This is a genomic window from Colwellia marinimaniae, assembly GCF_002207865.1.
Taxonomy (GTDB): Bacteria; Pseudomonadota; Gammaproteobacteria; order Enterobacterales; family Alteromonadaceae; genus Colwellia; species Colwellia marinimaniae.
On sequence record NZ_BDQM01000410.1, the window covers coordinates 1 to 249 of the forward strand.

Here is a 249-nt window from a genome sequence, read left to right on the forward strand (position 1 = left end):
GTTCACGAGGTGCTCTCGACCACTCCAGAGGCCGAGGGGCGCGTTATCGGCACTGGGTCCAACCGCATACATCGCCTCCCCCTGGTCAAGGCCGTCGCTGACACGAAGTCGGTGCCCGGTCTCATTACGGAGGGCCGTTACAACGAGGCCATGCGGATGAGGGGACGTTCCTTTGTCGAGATGGACGCGATCTTCACCGAACTCAGTGAACCAGCTCGTACCACTTCCGACACCGCTGGTGACGCCGAC

The 249-nt window shown here is 62.2% G+C and carries 1 protein-coding gene; it reads left to right on the forward strand.

The window, feature by feature from the left end; translation table 11 throughout:
- A partial coding sequence (locus MTCD1_RS23785; protein ID WP_235013410.1) for an ATP-dependent 6-phosphofructokinase occupies nt 1-249 on the forward strand: 249 nt, incomplete at both ends.